Origin of the sequence: Hymenobacter swuensis DY53, assembly GCF_000576555.1 — a bacterium.
In the GTDB taxonomy this organism is placed as follows: Bacteria; Bacteroidota; Bacteroidia; order Cytophagales; family Hymenobacteraceae; genus Hymenobacter; species Hymenobacter swuensis.
Genome location: NZ_CP007145.1, coordinates 4,792,508 through 4,812,133, shown reverse-complemented (window position 1 = coordinate 4,812,133; position 19,626 = coordinate 4,792,508). Strand labels below are relative to the sequence as shown.

At 60.4% G+C, this 19,626-nt stretch carries 12 protein-coding genes; 1 reads left to right on the top strand and 11 read right to left on the bottom strand.

Annotated features, from left to right (window positions below; translation table 11 throughout):
• Positions 1-926: 926 nt before the first annotated feature.
• From HSW_RS21850 to HSW_RS21815, 8 genes are all read right to left on the bottom strand, one after another.
• The gene (locus HSW_RS21850) at positions 927-2,558 is read right to left on the bottom strand and encodes an Ig-like domain-containing protein (RefSeq protein ID WP_044003866.1); all 1,632 of its coding nucleotides are present in this window, start codon (positions 2,556-2,558) and stop codon (positions 927-929) included.
• 241 nt (positions 2,559-2,799) lie between these two features.
• On the bottom strand, positions 2,800-3,690 hold the full coding sequence (locus HSW_RS21845) for a class I SAM-dependent methyltransferase (protein ID WP_044003864.1): 891 nt from the start codon (positions 3,688-3,690) through the stop codon (positions 2,800-2,802).
• A 273-nt stretch (positions 3,691-3,963) separates the two neighbouring features.
• On the bottom strand, positions 3,964-5,832 hold the full coding sequence (gene mnmG / locus HSW_RS21840; protein WP_044003863.1) for a tRNA uridine-5-carboxymethylaminomethyl(34) synthesis enzyme MnmG: 1,869 nt from the start codon (positions 5,830-5,832) through the stop codon (positions 3,964-3,966).
• A 262-nt stretch (positions 5,833-6,094) separates the two neighbouring features.
• A complete protein-coding gene (locus tag HSW_RS21835) occupies positions 6,095-6,823 on the bottom strand; it encodes a GNAT family N-acetyltransferase (protein ID WP_081768559.1) in 729 nt (242 codons plus the stop codon).
• A 210-nt stretch (positions 6,824-7,033) separates the two neighbouring features.
• Positions 7,034-7,519 (bottom strand): rRNA maturation RNase YbeY, encoded by a 486-nt coding sequence (ybeY, locus tag HSW_RS21830; RefSeq protein ID WP_081768558.1) that lies wholly within the window; start codon positions 7,517-7,519, stop codon positions 7,034-7,036.
• Positions 7,520-7,534: 15 nt separating this feature from the next.
• Positions 7,535-7,996, bottom strand: coding sequence for an ATP-binding protein (locus HSW_RS21825; protein ID WP_044003862.1), 462 nt, complete (start codon positions 7,994-7,996; stop codon positions 7,535-7,537).
• A 51-nt stretch (positions 7,997-8,047) separates the two neighbouring features.
• Positions 8,048-11,497 (bottom strand): DUF4175 family protein, encoded by a 3,450-nt coding sequence (locus HSW_RS21820; RefSeq protein WP_231501338.1) that lies wholly within the window; start codon positions 11,495-11,497, stop codon positions 8,048-8,050.
• A gap of 185 nt (positions 11,498-11,682) precedes the next feature.
• Entirely contained in the window at positions 11,683-14,709 is a 3,027-nt protein-coding gene (locus HSW_RS21815; RefSeq protein WP_044003861.1) for a M16 family metallopeptidase, read from the bottom strand.
• 249 nt (positions 14,710-14,958) lie between these two features.
• On the opposite strand from HSW_RS21815, the gene HSW_RS21810 reads away from it, so the two are divergent.
• Complete coding sequence (locus HSW_RS21810) at positions 14,959-15,366, top strand: hypothetical protein (RefSeq protein WP_044003860.1); 408 nt, start codon at positions 14,959-14,961, stop codon at positions 15,364-15,366.
• Positions 15,367-15,453: 87 nt separating this feature from the next.
• Here HSW_RS21810 and HSW_RS21805 read toward each other — a convergent pair whose 3' ends face one another.
• The 3 genes from HSW_RS21805 to HSW_RS21795 all read right to left on the bottom strand — a co-directional run bounded on the left by HSW_RS21805 (position 15,454) and on the right by HSW_RS21795 (position 19,583).
• Complete coding sequence (locus HSW_RS21805; RefSeq protein WP_044003858.1) at positions 15,454-16,866, bottom strand: MFS transporter; 1,413 nt, start codon at positions 16,864-16,866, stop codon at positions 15,454-15,456.
• Between the two features lie 100 nt (positions 16,867-16,966).
• Positions 16,967-18,646, bottom strand: a complete 1,680-nt coding sequence (locus HSW_RS21800) for an alpha-amylase family glycosyl hydrolase (RefSeq protein ID WP_231501415.1) — start codon at positions 18,644-18,646, stop codon at positions 16,967-16,969.
• A 229-nt stretch (positions 18,647-18,875) separates the two neighbouring features.
• Complete coding sequence (locus HSW_RS21795) at positions 18,876-19,583, bottom strand: SDR family oxidoreductase (RefSeq protein ID WP_044003857.1); 708 nt, start codon at positions 19,581-19,583, stop codon at positions 18,876-18,878.
• Positions 19,584-19,626 lie beyond the last annotated feature (43 nt).

Below are 19,626 nucleotides of genomic sequence, written 5' to 3'. Positions count from 1 at the left end.
GCATGTTGGACCGGATTACCCACACTGGTTGTCTACATGAGAACTGCGGAAAACCCATTCGCTGCCGAGTACGCAGACAGAAGCTGCTAGATGCCGGATGCTGTTCCCGGAGCTGCTGGTTTAGTCAACCGTGCTTCCCGCACAACCTGCGGCTGGCCCTAACAGCCTACTCAGGCTAAACCCGGCTTTTCTTCCTGAACTGGCTGACCGGAAACCCGGCTGGCTTTTCCACAGGTTAATAACTTTTAAAAAATCTTTTATTTAAAAATCTCTTTTTATCTCTGTCGTTAGGGGTGTTCATAAGTGGATAAGAATTAATGGTTATCCACGGCGGGGATAACATGTGTACAAAAGCAGAGTTATACACCGTCTATCAACAGGGTATGTGGATAGTAAATAACATGTTATCAGTTACTTAAATAGGTTTTTCACAATCCACAGTAGTTATCCAGAAATCCACAATCCACATCCACACAGGTGTGTGGATTGTGGGATTTTCGGGGGATAGTTATCCACGGCTATCCACAGGTTTTGTACATGACCAAGAGGGTGTGCTAGCCGGCTCAGATGCAAAAAAACTTGTCCGCAAGTTCTCCACGGGTTATCCCCAGGTTTCCCCACTATTATCCACAGGTTACGCCGCTTACGCCGATTAGGGTGGATAACTTATGTGGATAGTAGTTTCGGGAAAACTAGAAACCGACCTGCTGAATCATAGGCGCACTTTTGGGGTGTGGATATCTTTGGAAAGACAAATCTATAGAGTAGCTATTTGCACTTTTAAGAGGGGCTGCCGGAACTGCCGGCCAGGAGCCGCACAGGACCGGCAGCTTACCCGAATCATCCGGTAACCGCGCCACCGGCCACTACAAAAAAGCCCGATTCCGGCAGAGCGGAATCGGGCGGGAAAAGCGGAAAACGAAATGCTAGAAGCTTAAGGATTCCACGTTATCGAAGTTGGAGCGCACCTGAATGGTTTTGGGAAATAGCACTACCGGCTCGGGCAGCTGGCGCAGTTGTGGGTCACCGCCCTGCCAGCGGCCGTCCCCGTTCTGGTCGATGAGTATGCGCAGGCGGTAGGTGCCAGGCTGCAGGTTATCGAAACGGTAGGTGCCTTTGGGCGAATCGAGGGTGGTCTGGATCTGCCCGTTGGCTTCCAGCAGCTGCACCCAATACCGCTTGGCGGTGGTCTGGACGGGGCCGCTGAGCGTGCCGGTACTGGTTTGCTCCACCACGCGCAGCCGGAGCGGCTTCAGCCCCAACGACTGCCCCGTAATACTACGGATGGCCGTGCTGTCGAGCTGAAACGTGACGATTTTGCGGGCGTTGGTGTTCAGGTTCAGGGCCAGCTCGGTGCGGCCGAGGCTGAGGGTGCCATCCTGTGGCAGCCGCAAAGGCCGCCGCTTCAGGGAGTCTTCCGTCAGTGTACCAATGGGCCTGTCAGGAGCTATGCGCACCGGCTCGTTGAACACGAACTTCACCTGGCCTTGGCGGTACACCTCGCGCGGGTTGCCTTCCACTGTATAAGCTGCCCCACGCTTAGCCGGCGCGTTCCCCTGGAAGCGCACGTTAATCGTGTCGCGCCCTACGTTGCCGGCACTGTCGGTGGCCGTGAGCAGGTAGCGGCCTTCGGACAGCTCAGGGATGCGGTAGAGGACGGCGGTGCGGCCTCGCTCCGCCAGCTGTACGGCCTCGTTCAGAAGAGGCGTAGCTGCCGCGCCCAGCGGGGCCAGAGTAGTTTGCACTATGCCTTCGGTGTAGCTCACGCGGTAGCTCGTAGGCTCGGGTTTCTGAGTAGTTACCAGCGGGCGGCGCGTGTCGGGGCGGGTGAGCACGAAGCGCAGGCTGTCGGAAGCGGGGCCGCCCACGGTGAGCAGGCCGGGCAGGTAGCCGATGCGCTCGGGCTCTTCGTAGCGGTTGTTCTGGTTTTTATCGGCCAAGGCGTACGCCTGGTACTGGCCGGCCTTCAGGTAATTCAGCTCGAACTGGCCAGCCTTGTCGGTGCGGGCCAGGTAGGTGGGGCGGCCCCGACGTACGTTGGCCGTGTCGGCTTCAGGATACAGCACCACGGCCACATTTTCTACCGGCTGTTGGCTCAGCACATCCACCACCGTGCCCCGCACCGAGGCCGAGTCCAGCTCGGGGCCAGTGCTGAAGCTGACCACGGCCTTGGCAGCCGGATTGCTCTCCGTAATGTCGCTGATGGCGGTGCCGAAGTTAAAGGAATAGGTGGTATTCGGGGCCAGCGCCTTGTCGAAGGTGAGGGTGATGGAGGTGCGGTCTTCGCGCACCTTATAAGGGTTGTCGTCAGAAAGCAACGGGGCTACGATGAGGTTCTTGGCCAGCTCCTTCAGCTGCACCTGCTCCGAGAATTCCAGCCGCACCGACTGTCCCTGGTAGTTGCGGGTGCCGTTGGCCGGTACCGTGCGCACCAGCTTGGGCGGAATCGTGTCCCGAATGCCGCCCTCGGGCGAGCTGATGGCCGCGCAGCCGCTCAGTCCCGCCGCTGCGGCTACTACTAAAAATAAGGAAGCGCGGGCGCAGGCAGGTCGGAGCATCGCGGGAAGCAGGTTGGAAAGGGTGACGAGGTTCGGCAACGACCGGGCCGGCGTTTCCGAGCTTCGAAGGTACACGCTGTAACGCGGCTCCGGCCTAAAACTGTCAGGCCCGGCCGCTACTTAACCTGCCAAACGAAGCGAGGAATCCCGGATGCCTAATGGCGTAACCCAGATTCCTCGCTCCGCTCGGAATAACAAGACGTTTTGTGTCAGCCGGATAGCCTCTCCCCTACCCTACCGTTTAGCGTTTGCGCACCACGTAAATCAGACTGCTGTACTGGCCTTCGTGCTGGGCGGCGTACTGGTTCGATTTGTAGCCGGCTTTGAGCACGGTGAGCATCCCGCCGCCCCGCTCGGCGCGGTGCTTTTCGCTGAGCATGCTCACGTAATAGGCATCCAGCGGCATGGGCAGCACTTCCACCACCTGCATTTTGTGCTTTTTGAGCAGGTGGGTCATGGTTTTGGGGCTGAAATGATAAAGGTGGCGCGGTACGTCGTAGGCGGCCCAGTCCTGGCGGTAGTGCTGGGCGTCGAGGCTGTCCACGTTGGGCACGGCAATGACGAGTGTACCGTCGGGCTTCAACAAGCTGATGAGCTGCGCGAGGGTTTCGTTCAGGCTATGAACGTGTTCCAGCACGTGCCAGAGCGTAATAGCATCAAAGCTGGCGGGCTGAAACTGCACCAGGCTCTCGGTGCCGATGGGCTGGCCCACCCGCTCGGTGGCTTCCTCCCGGGCGCGGGCGTTGGGCTCCCAGCCGGCTACCTGCCAGCCGTCGGCCTTGGCGGCGGCCAGGAAATGGCCCGTGCCGCAGCCGTAGTCGAGCAGACGGCCCTTGCTGGCGCGCTGATTTACCAGGGCCACCTTGCGGCGCATGGTAAAGTAGCGGGCCACTTTGTAAGCCTGGTTGATGACCCCTCCTGCCCCGCTGTTGTGCGACACGTACTCGTCCGACTCGTAGTAACGGCCGATGTGGGCGGCGTCGGGCCGCGGGTTGGTGAACCGGAACGTGCACGCTTCGCACTGCTGAATGGCGAAACTCTCCTTGCTGACTGACTTATCCTCCACCACCAGCTTGTTGCGAAACTCCGTTTTGCCGCAAACCGGGCACTTCTCCAAACGCTCGTAAATCACAGATGCTCGCTGATTATGTTGATTTCGCTGATTGCGACAACCGGCCTGCGCAGAGAAGCCAGCCGCAAGGCGAAGGTACAAAACCAAACCGGCCGCCGTTTCGGAAAGAAACGGCGGCCGGCTTTGATAACAAGAACGTCATTAGTAAGAACGTCATTCCGAGTGCAGCGAGGAATCTCGCGTGCTGATGTTGCAATGGTAACCCAACATCAGCACGCGAGATTCCTCGCTGCACTCGGAATGACGTTCGGGTTGCTCAGGATGACGCCGTTCTTAACGCCCCAAATACACCATCAACACTGACACGTCGGCGGGGCTCACGCCGCTGATGCGGCTGGCCTGGCCCAGGGTTTCGGGCTGAATCTTGAGCAGCTTCTCGCGGGCTTCGTGCGAGAGGGCGGGCATGGCGGTGTAATCGAGGCGGCCCTGAATCACGAAGTTTTCCAGCTCCTGCACGCGGGCGGCCTGTTGGTGCTCCTTCTCCAGGTAAGCCTCGTACTTCACCAGAATTTCGGCCTGCTCCAGCGCGTCGGGGCGGTACGGGGCCAGGGCCAGGGTGAGTTCGGGCAGCACACGGGCTAGGGCCGGCAGGTCGATGCCGGGACGGCGCAGTAGGTTCACGGCGCGGGTTTTCTCGCTGATAACGGCCGACCCGATTTCCGTGAGCCAGGGGTTGATGTCCGCAGCCTCGATGCCGAAGTTCTTCAGCAGCTTGGCAACTTCCTTGGTCTGCTGCTCCTTTTCGCGCACCAGCTGCATGCGCTCCTCCGAAGCCAGCCCCAGCTCGTAGCCCAGGGGCGTGAGGCGCAGGTCGGCGTTGTCCTGGCGCAGCAGCAGGCGGTGCTCGGCGCGGCTCGTGAACATGCGGTAGGGCTCGTCGGTGCCCTTGTTCACAAGGTCGTCGATGAGCACGCCAATGTAGGCCTCGCTGCGCTTGAGCACGAAGGGCGCTTTGCCGTGCACCTTGTTGTGGGCGTTGATGCCGGCCATCAGGCCCTGGCAGGCGGCCTCCTCGTAGCCCGTGGTGCCGTTGATCTGGCCCGCGAAGTAGAGGTTCTGGATCAGCTTGGTTTCCAGGGTGAGCTGGAGCTGGGTCGGCGGGAAGAAGTCGTACTCAATGGCGTAGCCGGGCCGGAACATCTTGGCATTCTCGAAGCCGGCAATTTTGCGCAGGGCGCGGTACTGCACGTCCTCGGGCAACGAAGAGCTAAAGCCGTTCACGTACACTTCCACCGTGGACCAACCTTCCGGTTCTACAAAAATCTGGTGGCGGTCCTTGTCGGCGAAGCGGTTGATTTTGTCCTCCACCGACGGGCAGTAGCGCGGCCCCAGGCCCTTGATGCGGCCCTGGAACATCGGCGACTTCTCGAAGCCCTCCTTCAGGATTTCGTGCACCTCTGGGTTGGTGTAGGTGATGTAGCACGGGCGCTGGTTGCGCAGGGCGGGCGTGTCGAGGTAGCTGAATTTGCTGGGCTCGGCGTCGCCGGCCTGCTCCTCCATTTTGCTGTAGTCGAGCGAGCGGCCGTCCACGCGGGGCGGGGTGCCGGTTTTCATGCGGCCGGCCTCAAAGCCCAGCTCAATCAGCTGCTCCGTGATGCCGGTACTCCCTTTCTCGGCCGCCCGGCCACCGCCAAACTGCTTCTCCCCGATGTGGATGAGGCCGTTGAGGAACGTGCCGTTGGTGAGTACCACCGACTTGCCCCGGAACTCGATGCCGAGCTGGGTTTTCACGCCCACACACGCGCCCTCTTCCACCACGAGGCCCATGACGGCTTCCTGCCAGAAATCCACGTTGGGGGTTTGCTCCAGCGTCATGCGCCACTCCTCAGCAAACCGCATCCGGTCACTCTGCGCCCGGGGGCTCCACATGGCGGGGCCTTTGGAGCGGTTCAGCATCCGGAACTGAATCATGGTTTTGTCGGTGATGAGGCCCGACTGGCCGCCCAGCGCGTCCACCTCGCGCACAATCTGGCCCTTGGCCACCCCGCCCATGGCCGGGTTGCACGACATCTGCGCGATGGTGTTCATGTTCATCGTCACCAGCAGGACTTTGGAGCCCATGTTGGCAGCCGCGGCGGCGGCCTCGCAGCCGGCATGCCCGGCTCCTACTACAATGACATCGTATTCTTCTTGCTGAAACATGAATTCGCAGATTTAAGCCAACTGGGCAGTTTGAGCGGCGTGTTGCTGGTAGCCAACCAATTCGGCTGACCGACGCTGCGTTGCGCAGACCGTTTGCAGGAAACAGCTTGCACCAAGGGGAAAGTTCGCGCTACGGTTAAGCAGAAAACGCCCGCAGGTGGCAGGCGCTTTGTCAGGAAAACCGTAGCCGAACGCCCCACGCAACACGCTCAAAACGTGCGCAAAGATACGCAGTACGGCGCGTTATTGCGCGGCCCGGGGCTTATGCTTCATCGTCGGGCGCGAAGTCGTCCTCGTTCCAGTCGGCCAGCAACTCGGCGGCTTGGCGGTTGACTTCAGGCCAAGAAAACGGCAGCCACTGTGCGGTCAGGCAGTCAAATACCTCCGTGGCGGCCGGGCAGGGGAACAGTTTGTAGTCGAACTTGGGGTAGTTGTGGACTACGTAGCCGGGGTAGTAATAGTAGTGTCCCAGAGCGCAGGCGTGCTCCAGTTTCAGCAGCATCAGCACCTTGCCGAGGCTGAATTTGCGGTACTCGGGGTGGTAGAAATTCATAATGCCGGCCAGCGTGCGGGCTCCCACATCAAAGATGCCGGCCGCCACCAGCCGCACCCCGTCCCGGATTTCCAACACCTCGGTGCTGAACACGTTATGGGTGGAGCCGGCCAGCAAAAAGGCCTCCACCGTGGGCGGCGCATCGAAGGTGATGGACTGGCGGTAGGCGGCGTAAAGTTCCTCCAACTCGGCCGTGAGCCGGAACGGCCGCCGTACCACCGTAAACCGCTCGGCTAGGCGTAGCAGGCGGCGTTGCTCGGGACCGTAGTGCACGCGGGCCAGTTCCAGCCGCAACCAATGCACTGTATACAGCTGGTTTTCGATGGGTAAGAACCGGCAGGTAAACAGGTCCTGGTGCATGCGGTAATAGCCCTGGCCAAGGTAGTAGTCCAGCGCCGGACCGGGAATAATGCGGATAGGATGCGGAGTAGCGGACATACAGAGTAGTCAGAGCATTCGGGATAGGCAGAATACAAAAGAACGTCATGCTGAGCGAAGCCGAAGCATCTCTACCGCTTCGTTGCAATGCTATATGATTAGCCAGAGGTAGGGATACTCCGCTCTGCATGACGTTCTTTCATTCATCAACCAGTCAACAAAAAACGCCCACCAGATGGCGGGCGTTTTGATCTAGTAAAGCAACACACTCTAAAATGTGCGCAATAACAGGCAGTCGTCTTCCTTTTTGCGCATGGCGGTCTGGCTGAGCAGGTCTTTATCGGCGTAGCCGAGCAGATGCAGTACGCCGTGAATCATAACGCGGTGCAACTCGTCGCGGAACGTAACGCCGTGGGTGAGGGCATTTTCACGTACTCGATCCACCGAAATAAAGATGTCGCCCTCAATGATGTCGGCGTCGTCGGCGTTGTCGAAGGTGATGACGTCGGTGTAGGTGTCATGGTCAAGGTACTCCACATTCACCTTGTGCAGGTACTCATCGGAGCAGAAGATATAGGTGAGCTGCACGATTTCGTGCTCGTGTACTTCAGCCACGCGCTCAATCCAGGACGTTAGGTCCTGGGCATCAGCCAGCTCAAATTCCACATCCTCCACCATGAACTCGATGCCGTGGCTTTCGCCGCCGAAATCATCTGCGTCCTCTAACTCATCGTGCTCAGTAGGCAGGTCGCTCATGGCAACAGAAAATGTTTAGTGAGCCGTCGTTTCGGCCCCGTTGATAGTCGAAGTCTGTTCAGCTTCCGTGGCGGGCGTGGGCAGCATGAAGGTCAGCTGCACATGGCGGCCATCCTTCTGGAACTCCACTTCATCGGCTAGGTGGCGGATCAGGAAGATGCCGCGGCCACCAGGGTTCTCCAAGTTTTCGGGGGCCGTGGGGTCCGAGAGATTGGTGTAGTCGAAACCCGTGCCTTCATCCTCAATCTCAAACTTCACCCGGTCTGGCTCCACAAACAAGGACAGGAACACGTTCTTGTCCTTATCGAACTTATTGCCGTGGCGGATGGCGTTGTTTACGGCTTCCGTGACGGCCACCATAATGTTGCCGTAAATATCGTCGTCGATGTGAAACGTATCCTTCGAGTTGTCGATAAAGCTTTCTACAACGCGGATATTTTCAACCAGGGAAGGAATCTGAATTTTGACCTGCTTCATAAAAGAGGAAAAGAGAGGGGCAGCGGGTAAGAGGGTAAAATTAGCAGAACGCTATTTCATTTTTTGAAAATATTCACTCACCTCGCGCTGATAGTACGGGGTGAGCGTAGGCGGTACCGTCCGCAGCAACTCTGTCTGGCGGTTTTGCTGGCGTTTGTACTGCTGAAAAGCCGGCGGAAATACCGGCGGACGGTTCTGCGCCGTCTGCGCTTCCCGCTTGTCGTCCTGGTCCCGCTCCCGGGCCGATTTCTCGGCTTCCAGCAAACGGGTCAGGATTTGGCGCTGGCGCATAATGGTTTGCTCCGTCAGCCGCTTGTTTACGAGGTCGGTTTCGGTTTGTTCCATCATTTTTTTCACGTCGCCGAGGCCGCCGGCGCCGTTTTGCCCCTGGCCATCTTTGTTAGAACCGGGTTTACCGCCGCCTTTCTGCTGCATGCGCTCCAGATCCTGCATGGCTTGGCGCAGCATCTGCTGCTGGCCGGCCAGCTTGGCCAACTCCTCGGAGAGGGCACGACCGGTTTTGCCGCTCTGCTGGAGCTGTTGAATCTGCTGGTTGAGCTGCTGCTGCATGCGGCCCATCTGGCCCTCGCCGGCGCTGCTGCCTTTTTTCTTCTTACGGCCCGGCTTGCCGCCGCCCTGCATCTGCTGCTGGCTCTGACTTTCGCGCTGCTGCTGCTGCATCTGCTGGAGGGCATCGTTGAGCATCAGGGCCAGGTTGTTCATGCTGGTCATGGCCAGTTGCTGGGAGCTGGTGGCGCGGCCCACGTTGCGCTGCCGGATCTGGTCGAGGCTCTCGTCCATGCGGCCGTTCATCTCGCCCACCTCGCGGGTCACGAAGCTCTTGATCTGGAACACGCGTTTGGCCAGGGCATACAGCGAATCCTGCACCACGCGGGCGTCGTCCTTGAGCTTGCGCTGGGTCTGGCCCAGCTGCACGAAGCGCGGGTCCGACTGGTCCACCTGGCGGAACTGCTTCATCAGGTTTTCCTGGTCGAAGCTGAGCTTGAGCAGGTTTTCCAGGATGTCGCGCAGGTCGTCGATGTTCTGCTGCTGCTCGTCGGATTCTTCCTGGTCCATCTGCTGCTGCATCTTCTGAGCCATCTGCTGCATTTTCTGGGCGGCCTGCTTTTGGTTCTGGCTGGCTTTCTGGTTCTGGTTTTTGCCCAGCTGCTCCTGACTTTGCTGCTGTTGCTCGTCCACCTGTTGCTGGTCCTGCTTCATCTCGTCGGCCCCATTCTGGCCATCGAGTTGCTTGTCCAGCTCCTTCAGGTCCTGCAGGTCCTGCTTCACCTCGTCGAACTGCTGCTGCTGCTCGGCCTGCTTATTTTTTAGTTGCTCGTTGTTTGCTTTTTGTTGTTCGTTGCTGAGCTTGTTATCGGGGTTCTGCTTGTCGTTTTTCTGAGTTTCCTCGGCCAGCTTCTGCTGCTCCTGGGCCAGCTGCTGGAGCTTTTCGAGGGCCTGGTCCTGCTTCTGCTCAAACTGCAACTGCTTGAACATTTCGAGGGCGCGCTCCAGCTCCTTCTGTAGGGTGTTTTCCTTGTTTTCGAGCTGCTGCAGGAGCTTTTGCATGTCGGGCTGGTTCTGGTCCTGCTGCTGCTCCAGCAGCTTGCGCAGCTCCTCGTAGAGCTTCTTGGTTTCGGGGTCGAGCAGGTCTTCCATCAGCTTCTGCAGCTCCTTGGCTTTCTCGGCCAGCTCCTCGTTTTTCTGCGGGTTCAGCTCGTTCTGCTGCTCCTGCAGCTGCTCAAACTGCCGTTTCAGCTCATCCATGGCCTGGTCCATCTGCTGCTTCTGGTCGAGCATGTCCTTGAGCTGCTTGCGGTCCTGGAAATTCAGGTCGCGCTTCACTTTCAGCTTGTCCTCGGCCTTAGCAAGTTCCCGCTCCATCTTCTTGCTCTGCTGAGCGGCCTGGCTGAGCTGGCTCTGTACGGCCTGGCTCTGGGAGGCCAGCTGCTGGCGCTGCTCGGCGCGGCCGGGTAGGCGGAACTCGGCGGTGCGGCTGCGGGCGGCCTTGGGGCCGTGCACACCGTCGTTGTCCCAGGCCTGCACGAAGTACTCCAGCCGGTCGCCGGGCTTCAGGTTGAGCGGGCGCGCATCCCACTGGTAGGCGTAGCTCTGGCTGGGGCCGGTGCCCAGGGGCAAAGCCTTCATCTGGTAGGCGGCGTTGGGCCGGCCCTTGCTCAGCACCCGGTAGTGCAGCTGCAGCCGCGAGAAGCCGTAGTCGTCGCGCAGGTTGCCACCCAGGGCCAGGAAGCGGCGGGCAGTGGTGTCCTGGAAGGTTTCCAGCGTCACCTCGGGCACCTGGTCGGGCACTACGGTGAGCTGGTACTCGATGGGGTCCCGGTTGGGGCTGGCCGCGTTGCGCAGCTGCACCGCGTAGGTCTGGCTGCGCAGGGCCCGGCGGCTAACGAGGAACTGCCCGTCGTCGGAGGTGGCGGTGAGGGTTTCGTCAGGGTTGCGGAACTGCAGGCGGAGCTGATCGGTGGCCTCGGTGCTGAAATCCCAGCGCAGGTCGGTGCCCTCGGGTACGGTGAGGTTGCCGGCGTTGCGCAAAGTTTCGGCGGGCCGCCGCAGGTAAGCCGGGTAGGTAGCCCGCACCACGAAGTCGCGGAGGTTGGGCCGGGTTTTTACCGTCAGGTTATAGGCCTCGGAGCTAAAGCCGGCGGCCGTGAGCTGGAACTGCACGTCGCGGCGCAGCTGCCGGAAATCGTAGCGGAACAGGTTGCCGGTGGTGCGGGTGAGGCGGCGCTGCCGGCCCTCAAACGCAATACTGATTTCGTTGGGCAGGGCCTCCCCTTCCACGGCCACATTCAGGCTGAAATCCTCGCCCTGGAAGGCCGTGAGCTGTTTGTTTTCCACCACGAACCGGAAAGGCGCAGGCGGACTGTACGTGCGGTTATAGTTCAGAATGCGGCCGGTGCCCTGCACAAACAGGCGCGGGTACACCAGCAGCAGCCCCATTACCACTACGGCGGGCACGGCCACGTACTTCCACAGCGGCCGGGTCTGGGCCTGAATATTGATGCCCTGGCTAAACTCCACGCCCCGCAGCTGGCCGGCGCGCTGTTCAAGGCTGGCGGCCAGCAAAGCATTTTCCTGAGCTTGGCCACGCAGCTGCAGCGCGTTCAATAGCTTGTCCTGCACCTCCGGGAACAGTTCTCCTACCCTACGGGCTGCCTGCTCGTCGCTCAGCATGCGGCGCAGGTGGGTGAGGGCGGCCAGCGGCTGCCAGATCCAGCGGAAGAAGGCCACGGCCACCCCGCCCACAAACCCGAACAGCAGTCCGGCCCGCACCCAGGTGGGCAGGTACAGGAAGTACTCGAGCAGGTTGAACACGAGGAACAGGCTGAGCACAAGGCCGCCGGCCACCAGCAGCCCCCGCACCAGCAGATTCAGGTAAAATTTGTGCTTAAAGGCATCCAGGCGGGCCAGTACGTCGTCCAGCGCCCGGGTTGTTGCGGGGTCTTTCTCCACTACCATAAGGGTGCCGCCTAATCCGGGCATGGGAAAGATACGGATTTCGGCCCGGCGGCTGCACGTAGGCTACATTTCCGGTGGGGCAAGTGGTTCCCGCAAGGGTGAAGGTGGTCGGCAGAGCACTGCTGCCGCCATTCATCTGCCGCTAAAAAACCGGCCCGACCTGCTTGCGCAGACCGGGCCGGTTTCAGGTACTGGTGAGCCGGAGGGGCTTATTTCGCGTCCTTGTCTTTCTTGGACTTCTTCTTCTCCTTCTTCCCGTTGGCGTCCTTGGTGACCACCTTCATCTTCTCCGCGTCCGGGGCCGGCGTGAGGACCGACGCCGGGGCCGCAGCCGGGGCGGCGGTGGCTACGCGGGTACCTTCGGCATCCAGCTCGACTACCTCGTAGCCCAGCTCCGCGAGGCCGGGGAACGACTTGGCCCGGTCGCCGACTACCACGATGTACATGTTGTCGGCGGGCAGGTATTTCTGGGCAATACCCTGCACGTCCTCTTTCTTGAGGGCTTTCAGTATGTCGCTCTGCTGCTGCACGTATGTGGTGGGCAGGTCATACTCCAGCAGGCGGCTCAGGAAGGCAGCTTTCTGCTGGCCGGTTTCGTAGCGCAACGCGTCGCTCTGGCCCACCGAGGCCTGCAGGAACTGCAGCTCCTCGTCGGTGATGCCATTGCGGTAGTTCTGAATTTCCTTCATGAACTCCTTCACCGAGGCGGCGGTGGCATCGGCGCGCACGCCGGCCTGGGCGGTGTAGGGGCCCACGTAGCGGGTGCCCTGGAAGCCCGAGCGGGCGCCGTAGGTGTAGCCTTTGTCCTCGCGCAGGTTCAGGTTGATGCGCGAGTTGAAGGCGCCGCCCAGCAGGTAGTTGCTCAGGTAGGCGCGGTAAAAGTCGCCGGTAGCGTCGTAGGTGAGGGGCGTGAGGTAGCCCACCCGGATTTCCGACTGCGCCGCGCCTTCCTTGTTCACGAAGTAAATGCGCGTTTTATCGGGCTGGGTGGTGGCCATACCGGCCGGCAGGCTGATACGCTTCTGCTCCCAGCCTTTGAGGAAGCCCAGCTGGTTGGTGAGGCCAGTCTGATCCACGTCGCCCACGGCCACCAAGTGGCTCACGTTAGGGGCGTAGTTCTGCTGGTAAAACTGCTTCACGTCGTCGAGCGTGAGGCCCGTGACGGTGGCCACGGTGCCGCTGCCGGGCGTCTGCATGATGTCGCCGGCCCCGTACACGAGGCGGGCAAACGTCTTATCGGCAATGACTACCGGCTGAGTGCTCTGGTTGGCAATGCCTTCGAGAGCCTGCTTTTTGAGGCGGGCGAAATCGGCCTCATCGAAGCGCGGATGCAGCAGGCGCTCCTCCAGCAGTTTCATGGTAGCGGGCAGGTTCTTGGTCAGGCTCTGCACGTACACGGTGGTATTGTCGTCGCCGGCCGAAATGCGGATGGTGCTGCCCAGCTTATCCAGTTCCGAGCTGAACTGCTCACCGGTGTACTTCTGGGTGCCCTCGTTCAGCATGCTGGCCGTAAGGGAGGCAATACCGGCCTTGTTGGGCGTGGCCTGCTCCAGGCGGTGGCCGCCACGCATGGTGAGCAGCATGGTCACGGTCGGAATTTCGGTGTTGCGGCTACCCATCAGGCGCAAGCCGTTCGGGAACGATGCCTGCCACACGGCCGGCACCTGCACCACGGGGTTGGCGCCCGCGCCGGGCTGCTTGCTCCGGTCGAAGGTATCGGTGGCCTTCACGTACTTCAGGCCATCGTAGCCGTAGTCGGGGGCTTTGTAGCCGTCCTTGCTGGCGGTGTAGTTGTCGGCCTTGGCCGGGGCGACGCTGCCGGTTTTGGGCACCACGCTCAGAATCACGGCGTTCTTGCCCTTAATGTACTGGTTGTACACGCGGTTCACCTCGGCGGGCGTCACGGCGCGTAGCTGCTTCAGCTCCCCGGGCAGGCGGTTGGGGTTGCCGAAGTAGGTCTGGTTGGCGGCCAGCTGGCTTACTTTGCCCTGCACGCTGGCCAGGCCGTTGATCATCTGGGCTTCGGTGCTGGCCTTGAAGCGGGCTACCTGCTCGGCGGTGGCACCCGTCCGCTCAAACTCCTTGAAGGTGTTGCGCACCTTAATTTCCAGGGAATCGAGGCCTTTGCCAGGGAAGGGCAGCGTGACAACGGTAAACTCGCCGGCCAGCTCGGAAGTGCTGTTGTAGGCCTGGGACTGTACCGCCTGCTGGGTTTTGGTGAGGTTCTTATACAGCAGGGAGTTTTTGCCCTGCCCGATAATTTCGGCCAGCGCGTCCAGCGCGTACTCGTCGGGGTGGCCGCTGGGTACCGTCGGGAACACCATCTGCAGCATCGGGAAGCGCACGTTGTCCTTGTAGCTCACGTATCGGTCAGCCGTCAGCTTGGGAGCGGGCAGCTTTTGGGCCGCTACGGGCTGGCCTTTGGCAATGGGGCCAAAGTATTTCTCGGCCAGCCGCACAACGTCGGCCGGCTTCACGTCGCCGCCCACGGTAAGGGTGGCGTTATTGGGGCCGTACCAGCGCAGGAAGAAGTTCTTGAGGTCGTTCACATCGGAACGGTCCAGGTCTTCGAGGTAGCCGATGGTGAGCCAGCTATAAGGGTGGCCGTAGGGGTAAAGCGTGCGGCTCACGTTCTCGGAAGCCAGGCCGTAGGGGCGGTTGTCGTAGTTCTGGCCCCGCTCGTTTTTCACGGTGCTGCGCTGGTTCTCGAACTTGGGCTGGGTCACGGCATCCAGCAGGAAGCCCATGCGGTCTGCCTCCAGCCACAGCGCGGTTTCGAGCTGGTTGCTGGGAACGGTTTCGAAGTAGTTGGTCCGGTCGCGGTTGGTGCTGCCGTTGAGCGTACCGCCGGATGCCGAAACGGTTTTGAAGTGCTGCTCGTCGGCGACGTGGTCGGAGCCCTGGAACATCATGTGCTCAAAGAAGTGAGCAAAGCCCGACTTACCGATCTGCTCCCGGGCCGAGCCCACGTGGTAGGTGACATCGACGTGCACCAGCGGGTCGGAATGGTCTTCGGCCACGATGACGGTGAGGCCGTTGGGCAGCACGTATTTTTCGTAGGGAATCACCAGCTCCGAGCCTTTACGGGTGACTTTCTCCACGAGGCGGGCGCCGCCGGCCGTAGCGGCCGGGGCCTTGGTAACGGTGGCAGGTTTGGGGGTAGACTTTTGCGCCAAGGCCGGCTGAACGGCCAACGAAGCGCCCAGGCCCAGTAGCAACAGGTGATTACGAGTCATCAAATAAAGGAGGTGAGTGAGACGAATGGAAGCGGAAGTTACGCGCCGCCGCGCAAATAGCCGGGTGGGCGGCCCGCCGATTCCAACCAACCGGGCAGTTTTGGCCCCGAAAGCCCGAAAACCAGCCGTTAACGGGTGTCGTGGGGGCGGGCCGTGCGGGGGCACGGTAGTTCACCGAAGATTCATGTAGCGGTGGCATCTTTCGGCCGGACCGCGAGAAAAGTCGCCTTACCTTTGCCCGACTACCGTATGCCCGACTCCGCCCTCCCCAACTATCTGCACCTCTCCTACCGCCCCGATTTAGCGGTGGTGTTTCTGCGCTGGACGCGGCCGGCTACCTCCGCCGAACACCGGGAAGGCTACCGCACCGGCCTGGCGCTGGCTAGGCGCGAGCAGGCCGGCCGCTGGCTGATTGATTTGCGCAGTCGGGGCCTCGCCGACCCCACGGATCTGCAGTGGTTGCTGCAGGAGTTTCGGGCTGAGCTGAAGACGGCCTTGCCGGGCATCCCGCGCCGCCTGGCCTACCTCACCACCCCCTACCACGCCGATATCCTGCGCCCCCGCCTAGCCGAGTACGACCACGACCCCACCAACAGTACCCAGCTGCGGGTGTTCACAGAGGAGCAAATGGCCCAGCAGTGGCTGCAGCACGGCTAGGCCCCGGATACCGCGCACCTCAACTAAAAAGCCCCGCTGCACTCAGGTGCGGCGGGGATTTTTAGTTGAGGTCAGTTGGTTGAGGAATTACACGCGCGGGTCGGATTCCACGGTCGTGTCGTAGCCGGATGAGCTGGTCTGGATGGTGGCGTCGGCGGGCAGGCGGATATCGTCGGCGTCGTGCACGCGCAGCGTTAGCAGGCCCGAAATAATCATGGAAACGCCACCCAGAATCAGCGTGTACACCGCTTCGCCACCGAATACGGTTTTGGTGAAAAAGCCCAGAATCAGGCCTGCCACTACCTGCGGAATCACAATGAAGAAGTTGAACACGCCCATGTAGTAGCCCATTTTGTTGGCGGGCAATGCGCCGGCCAGCATGGCGTAGGGCACGCTTAGGATGGAGGCCCAGGCAATGCCTACCCCAATCATGGACACGAGCAGCATTTTGGGGTCCTGAATGAAGTAGATGGAAATGAGGCCCAAACCGCCGGCTACTAAGCATAGCAAGTGCGTGAAGCGGCGGCTGGTAGCGCGGGCAATAAAAGGCAGCAGCAAAGCCGCCACGGCCGAAACCCCGTTGTACGTAGCAAAGCACACGCCTACCCAGTCGGCCCCTTCATTGTAGAGTTTGGAAGTAGTGTCAGTGGTGTGGTAGATGTGGCTGGTAACAGCAGGTGTGGTGTAAATCCACATAGAAAACAGCGCCAGCCAGGAGAAGAACTGTACAATAGCCAGTTGCGCCATTGTTTTGGGCATGTGGAAGATGCCACCGAACGACTCGCGGATACCGTTCCAGAAACCAGCAGTACGGCGCTTTTCGGCTTCAAACTCGGCCATATCAGCCGGTGGGTACTCTCTAGTGGTCAGTACCGTCCAGAGCACCGCCGTGAAGAAGGCCGCTGCTCCGATGTAGAAGGCATACTTCACCGACGGCGGAATCTGACCAGCCGGAGCCGTATTGGCAATGCCAAACCAGTTGGTAAACATCCAGGGCAGCATGGATGCCACCACGGCACCTACCCCAATAAAGAACGTCTGGGCTGCGAAGCCCGTGGTACGCTGCTCCGACGGCAACAAGTCACCTACCAGCGCCCGAAACGGCTCCATACTGATGTTAATGCTGGAGTCCATAATCCAGAGCATGCCCACAGCCATCCACAGGGCGGATACGTTGGGCATCACCAGCAAGGCAAATGAGGCCAGCACTGCGCCCACCAGGAAAAACGGCCGGCGGCGGCCCCATTTCGGGCTCCAGGTGCGGTCCGACATATACCCGATGATGGGCTGCACGAGCATGCCGGTAAGCGGGGCAGCCAGCCAGTACAGGGCAATTTCGGTACCGCCCAGGGTTTCGAAAATGCGGCTGACGTTGGCGTTCTGCAACGCGAAACCGAACTGGATGCCCAAGAAGCCAAAGCTCATATTCCAGATCTGCCAGAAGCTGAGGCGAGGTTTGTTATCGGTGCCGGGGGGAGCGGCTGCTACACTGGTTGCCATTGTGATTGTGTGGGAATTAGGGAGAGGGAGAGCTTAGATGTGAGAACCTAGAGCTTAGAAATCAGAAACTTGCTAAGCTCTAGGCTCTGAACTCTGAGTTCTATTTTTTTGGGTTGATTTCGAAGATGTAGGCGCTTTGGGGAGCCAGGGTGAGGTTCAGGGTTTCCACGGCCGGGGCCTGGCTGAGCAACTCCGAGTAGGTGTAGAACTGCTGGGGGTTGAGGCCCATGAGCTGCATCACATTCTGCGGAATCCGGATGGTAGGCCGGTAGGTTTTATCGGGGCTGAAGTTGACCACGATGAGCAGCTTTTGCTTCCCGGTGTAGCGTACGTAGGTGTACAGCTGGCGCTGGTTGTACTGGGCATCCAGATTATTGGCGTCCTGCAGCTCGTAGAAACGGCCGCGGCGGATGGCGTCGCTCTGGCTGGTGAGCGTGAGTAAGCGGGCGTAGAAGTCGTGGAGCTGGCGCTGCTCGGGGCTAAGCCGGCCGCCATCGAACTTGCCGCCGTTCATCCATTTCTGGTGCTCGGGCACGCCCCAGTAGTCGAAAATGGTGGTGCGGCCGTCCTCACCCGAGAAGCCCTCCGAGCCGTGGGCCGGCTCGCCCACATCCTGCCCGAAGTACAGCATCACCGGGCCGGTAGCCAGTGTGGCCGAAACCGTCATGGCCGGAATGGCGGCGCGGGGGTTGCCGGCGAAGTCCTTGCTGGCAATGCGCTGCTCGTCGTGGTTTTCCAGGAAGCGCAGCATATGATTGGCAATGCCGCGGCTTTCCTCCTTCCAGACTTTAGTGATATCCTCGGTGGTGCCCTCGCCGCGCATCAGGCGGCGCAGGCCGTCGTAGAGGCCCACCTTGTCGTAGAGGTAGTCGAAGTGGCCCTGCTCGATGTACATCTTGTACGTCTTGGCATCGTAGGCTTCGCCGATGAACACCAGCTTCGGGTTCACCTTTTTCAGCTCCGGAATCACCCAGGCCCAGAACTCTACCGGCACCATCTCGGCCATGTCGCAGCGGAAGCCGTCCACGTCCTTTTTGGCCCAGAAGATGAGGATGTCGCGCATTTTCAGCCAGGTATCGGGCGTCTGCTCGAAGTGCTTTTTGCGGCCGTTCTGGTAATCGACGCCGTAGTTGAGCTTGATGGTTTCAAACCAGTCGTCCACCTTGGGCGCTTCCGAAAACACGTCGTTGCCGGTGGCTTTGGCGGGGTTTTCCTGGAATTTGCCGTCCTCGCGGGGGCCTTTCAGCGTGCCCAGTGGGTTGTAGCCGGCCGGCACCACAAAGGGCTTGCCGGGCAGGTAGTAGAAGTTGTTGTTGGGCGCAAAGGCCACGTTCTTGTCGTCCTTCTCCCCCAGGTCGGCCACGCCCGCCGGGTGGGCATCCGACTTGTAGGTGCGGGCCACGTGGTTGGGCACGAAGTCGATGATGACTTTCAGGCCGTTGTCGTGGGTGCGCTTCACCAGGTCTTCGAACTCCCGCATGCGGTTTTTCACGTCCACGGCCAGGTCGGGGTTCACATCATAGTAATCCTTGATGGCGTAGGGCGAGCCGGCGCGGCCTTTCACCACGTCGGCATCATCCAGGGCAATGCCTTGTTTGGTGTAGTCCGTCATGGTGGCGTGCTCAATCACGCCGGTGTACCATACGTGGCTGGCTCCCAGTTTTTTGATGGCCTGCAGGGCCGGGCCGGTAATGTCGTTGAACTTGCCCACGCCGTTTTCCTGGAGCGTGCCGTAGGGCTTGTTCACGGCGGTTTTGTTGCCGAACAGGCGGGTCATCATCTGGTAAATCACCAGCTTATGATCTTGGGGCTGCTCGTCGGTGGTATTAGGGTCTGAGGGGGCAAACGTTTCGGCCACAGAAACGGAGGGTTGCAAGGTGAAAGAAGAAAGCCCGAACGCAGCCAGCCCCAAAGACAGGGCCGCCGCCGGCAGCAGCAGGTATTTCATAGGCGAACAAGATAGGCGTTTGGTTGAGTTGTCATTGCGAGCAGCGCGAAGCAATGACAGCCTACCATTCCTGCGTTATTGGGTGTAGCATCAGCTCGTCGATAACTACATGGGCCGGAGCTTCCAGCACGTAGCGCACGGCCTGGGCCACGTCGGAGGGCTTGAGGTGGGTTTTCTCAGCGTCGAGGCTGCCGGGGCGGGAGTCGTTGAAATACGTATCCACCAGACCGGGGTAAATGGTGCTGACTTTCACGCCGTGGGGCCGTACTTCCTTGCGCAGCGAGGCCAGCAGGGCATCCTGAGCAAACTTGCTGGCCCCGTAAGCCGTGCCGTGCTCGAAGGTGCGTTTGCTCACATCGGAGGTGATGCCCACGATGTGGCCCCGGCCCTGGGCCTTGAAGTGGGGTACCACGGCTTTGCAGAGCAGAAACGTACCCTTCACGTTCACGTCGAAAATACGGTCCCACTCGGCGGCGTCGAAGTGTTCCAGCAGGTTGAAGGAGCCTACGCCGGCATTACACACCAGAATATCCAGTCGGCCGAAGCGGCTGAGGGTTTCTGTGACGATATGCTGGGCGTCGTCCTCATCGGCCACGTCGGCCGGAATGGCCAGTCCCTGGGTTTTGGCGTTGAGCTCTTCCAGTTCCTCAGCGGTGCGGGCTACGGCTACCACTTTGGCTCCTTGCAGGGCCAGCAGCAGGGCAATAGCGCGGCCGATGCCCCGGCTGGCACCCGTTACAATGGCTACTTGGTTGGTGAGGTCGGTCATAGCTTTATCAGGTTGAGGCTGAAGATAGTACCAAGCGGTAGTA

What these genes read in the sequence shown, in the direction of transcription:
- HSW_RS21850 (WP_044003866.1), bottom strand. Translation starts at nt 2,558, where the DNA reads ATGCTCCGACCTGCCTGCGCCCGCGCTTCCTTATTTTTAGTAGTAGCC.
- mnmG (WP_044003863.1), bottom strand. Translation starts at nt 5,832, where the DNA reads ATGTTTCAGCAAGAAGAATACGATGTCATTGTAGTAGGAGCCGGGCAT.
- HSW_RS21835 (WP_081768559.1), bottom strand. Translation starts at nt 6,823, where the DNA reads ATGTCCGCTACTCCGCATCCTATCCGCATTATTCCCGGTCCGGCGCTG.
- ybeY (WP_081768558.1), bottom strand. Translation starts at nt 7,519, where the DNA reads ATGAGCGACCTGCCTACTGAGCACGATGAGTTAGAGGACGCAGATGAT.
- HSW_RS21825 (WP_044003862.1), bottom strand. Translation starts at nt 7,996, where the DNA reads ATGAAGCAGGTCAAAATTCAGATTCCTTCCCTGGTTGAAAATATCCGC.
- HSW_RS21820 (WP_231501338.1), bottom strand. Translation starts at nt 11,497, where the DNA reads ATGCCCGGATTAGGCGGCACCCTTATGGTAGTGGAGAAAGACCCCGCA.
- HSW_RS21815 (WP_044003861.1), bottom strand. Translation starts at nt 14,709, where the DNA reads ATGACTCGTAATCACCTGTTGCTACTGGGCCTGGGCGCTTCGTTGGCC.
- HSW_RS21810 (WP_044003860.1), top strand. Translation starts at nt 14,959, where the DNA reads ATGCCCGACTCCGCCCTCCCCAACTATCTGCACCTCTCCTACCGCCCC.
- HSW_RS21805 (WP_044003858.1), bottom strand. Translation starts at nt 16,866, where the DNA reads ATGGCAACCAGTGTAGCAGCCGCTCCCCCCGGCACCGATAACAAACCT.
- HSW_RS21800 (WP_231501415.1), bottom strand. Translation starts at nt 18,646, where the DNA reads ATGATGACCCGCCTGTTCGGCAACAAAACCGCCGTGAACAAGCCCTAC.
- HSW_RS21795 (WP_044003857.1), bottom strand. Translation starts at nt 19,583, where the DNA reads ATGACCGACCTCACCAACCAAGTAGCCATTGTAACGGGTGCCAGCCGG.